The sequence below is a fragment of the Oscillibacter sp. CU971 genome, from assembly GCF_905219725.1.
Lineage (GTDB): Bacteria > Bacillota > Clostridia > Oscillospirales > Oscillospiraceae > Oscillibacter.
The window spans coordinates 1-2,619 of record NZ_CAJMXG010000332.1 but is presented as its reverse complement, the minus strand read 5'-3'; the positions used below and the strand labels follow the sequence as shown (position 1 = coordinate 2,619).

At 52.3% G+C, this 2,619-nt stretch carries 4 protein-coding genes; 2 read left to right on the top strand and 2 right to left on the bottom strand.

Annotated features, from left to right (window positions below; genetic code table 11):
- On the top strand, positions 1 to 442 hold a 442-nt coding region (locus JX325_RS14920), incomplete at its 5' end, for a zinc ribbon domain-containing protein (protein ID WP_204791863.1).
- A 141-nt stretch (positions 443 to 583) separates the two neighbouring features.
- On the top strand, positions 584 to 937 hold the full coding sequence (locus JX325_RS14915) for a TnpV protein (RefSeq protein WP_204791862.1): 354 nt from the start codon (positions 584 to 586) through the stop codon (positions 935 to 937).
- Positions 938 to 989: 52 nt separating this feature from the next.
- On the opposite strand, the gene JX325_RS14910 is transcribed toward JX325_RS14915, so the two are convergent.
- Together JX325_RS14910 and JX325_RS14905 are read right to left on the bottom strand one after the other, a co-directional pair.
- Positions 990 to 1,883 (bottom strand): hypothetical protein, encoded by an 894-nt coding sequence (locus JX325_RS14910; RefSeq protein ID WP_204791861.1) that lies wholly within the window; start codon positions 1,881 to 1,883, stop codon positions 990 to 992.
- 42 nt (positions 1,884 to 1,925) lie between these two features.
- Positions 1,926 to 2,619: sigma-70 family RNA polymerase sigma factor (locus JX325_RS14905; RefSeq protein ID WP_204791860.1), on the bottom strand; the 694-nt coding region annotated here is incomplete at its 5' end.

Sequence of the window (2,619 nt, the reverse complement as noted above, 5' to 3'; positions counted from 1 at the left end):
CTCTGATACCTGGGAAATCGCGCAAAAAAACAGAGAGCAACGGAAACGGCCCATGAAGCGGGACGAGATCGGATTGTTTTCTGGATTGGTTGTCTGCTCTGATTGTGGAAAGCGGTTATATCATAGCCGTGGAATTTCCACAGCGCATGAACGGGAGAACTACACTTGCGGTACTTACCGCCGCTTTAGCAACCGATGCACCGCACACTATATCCGCGTAGTAGTTTTAGAAGAACTTGTATTGCAAAACTTACAGCGGGTTGTGGCCTATGCGCGGGAGGACGAAGATGAGTTTGTCCAGCGCGTGATAGAAAACAAATTGGCTGTCCAGCGCACGGAACAGGAGCAATCCAAAAGAAAGCTGGAGAAGCAAAGGCGGCGTATTACAGAATTGGACGCAATTATACAGAGACTTTATGAAGATGTATGTTGTAAAGGGTAAGGTTCTCACCTTGCCAAATAAACATAGCTGCGGCTCATTTGTGGCAAAATGGCATAAGCAGTTGTGAGAAAGGCGGTGATACCGCAAACTTTGTCGTTTCCTTCAACTGCATCCATATCAACCACGAATGGAGGACACATCATGGAATTGACCTACACAAAAGTCGGAGACTACTACATCCCGGACCTGATTCTGGACGATCAGCCGGACAAACCCCTGGGGCGGTATGGCCGGATGCGCCAGAAGTTCTTGGAGGAACACTACCCCGGCACCTACAACCGGCTGCTGCTCTCCGGAAAACTCTGGACACACCTGATTGACACTGACACCACCTGTAATGAGCGGATGGACCGGCTTATCCCCGTCATGGCTCAGCGCGAGGGCGTGACAGAGGCACTGAAAGCGGCGGACCAGATGGAATGGGTAAGGCGTATGAACAGCATCCGCAACCGGGCGGAAGAAATGGTCCTGCACGAATTGGTCTTTGCCCTATAAGAAAGTGCGGGGGAGCGTGGTGATTGCCGCGCTCTCCCGCGCTTTTTTTGCGTTATTCTTTCCCTCTGCTCTTGTAAACATTATATCGGTTCTTGCATTGGGGACTGCAAAACTCGGCGTTGGGGCGGCTGGCGGCGAAAATTTTATTACAATGTTTGCAGGCTTTCAAGGTGCTGTCCGTGTCCGTCAGCATAAAGCTGAACATCATTTGCAGGCACAGCAGCAGGGAGTGAAAATCCCATATGATCGTCGGCCTGTCCAGCAGGGCAATGTGGTAGGTCGGCGCGATACCGCCAAACGCCGCCATCCCCTGCCGGTAGAGGTCGCGGGTCATTTCGTCCAGTACATCATAGTCGTTGTAGTAGAGGAAACTGGAATAAAAAGAAAATGCCAGGTCTTTGAACTGCCGCGCCAGCCAGTCATACCGCTCGGCGTACTCACGTTGAAAGCTCATGCTCACCGCCTGGGGCGCGTCCTGCATGGTCAGGGCCAGCGCCATCATCGCCCTGTCGCCTGTCAAATTCCAGCGGGATTCCGTTCCCTTCTTCTGAATATCCAGCTTTTCAAAAGGGAAGAACAGCGCCAAATAGTCCTGGGTGGGCATGGATTCTTCCCGGACAAAATGATTCTTCGGCAGATACACGGCCTTATAGTCCATGAAAGACGGCGTGGTGGGCAGAGCGGTCAGAAACCCCAGCAGCCCGTAACGGCTGACAAACTCCATGACCGCCTCCCGGACCACGGCCTCCCCCTTGCGGTTCATCTGCAAAGCCCCTACGTTCAGCGCGTCCAGCACCATTCGCTCCACATTCTTCAGAGGATCATAGACCTCCGGCTTCGCGCCCGCTGCCGGAGTGATATAAAAATAGCCGTCCCGGGCTTTTTTGTATTCATATTCACTGTATCTCACCCAAGGGGAACTTGCCTTTTGAAACAGGTTCTTCATCCAATCCCTCCCATTCTGTAATCTATGTGTCTCAAAATCATATTACCATCTGTCCTTGTCATCGTCAAGGACGGATTTTTTGTATTCCTCCAGGAAAGTTTTCTCCCGCAGCATCAGGGACCGTCCCTTGCCGCCCTTTTCAGCTATATGTTCGAACAACTTCTTTTGCAGCCGTTTCAGCAGCCTTGCCCATTTCTTTCGGATATTCCGGTCCGTCTGGTTCAGTACAGCACCCAGTTCTGCGCTGCTATACCGCCGGAGGACTTTATAATAGAAAAGCTCCTTGTGATCTTCCTTCAACTCAAAGATCATCTTTGACAGAAAATCGTCTGCCAGCAATTCGTGCATCTCATAGGGACAGTCGAAAATGATATTGAGGAAGTATCCGCTGCAAAGCTCCCGCCAAAAGGGACTGCACAGAGAAGCCGGAAAGACGGTTCCCTCCTGCACAGCGCCGTACTCCAACGGCACGTCTCCGCGCAAGACCTCATGATCCCGCTCCCGCCGCTCCCGGTTTTCGTCCAGTTTGTCCCACCAAGCAACTACCTCATTAAAATCATTCTGTGTCCTAGCGGCTTCTTCCAGTCGGGTCAGGGCCTCCCGCCGCAGCTCACGTTTCAGCTTCTTCTTTTTAGGCGGGTCCTTCGGTTCCAGGGACCGCCGCCGTGATTCTTCATCTTGCCTGGGATGGATTTTCAAAGTCTGTTCCCGCTCAGCCTCCAACTCCGCCGCGATA

What these genes read in the sequence shown, in the direction of transcription:
- JX325_RS14915 (WP_204791862.1), top strand. Translation starts at nt 584, where the DNA reads ATGGAATTGACCTACACAAAAGTCGGAGACTACTACATCCCGGACCTG.
- JX325_RS14910 (WP_204791861.1), bottom strand. Translation starts at nt 1,883, where the DNA reads ATGAAGAACCTGTTTCAAAAGGCAAGTTCCCCTTGGGTGAGATACAGT.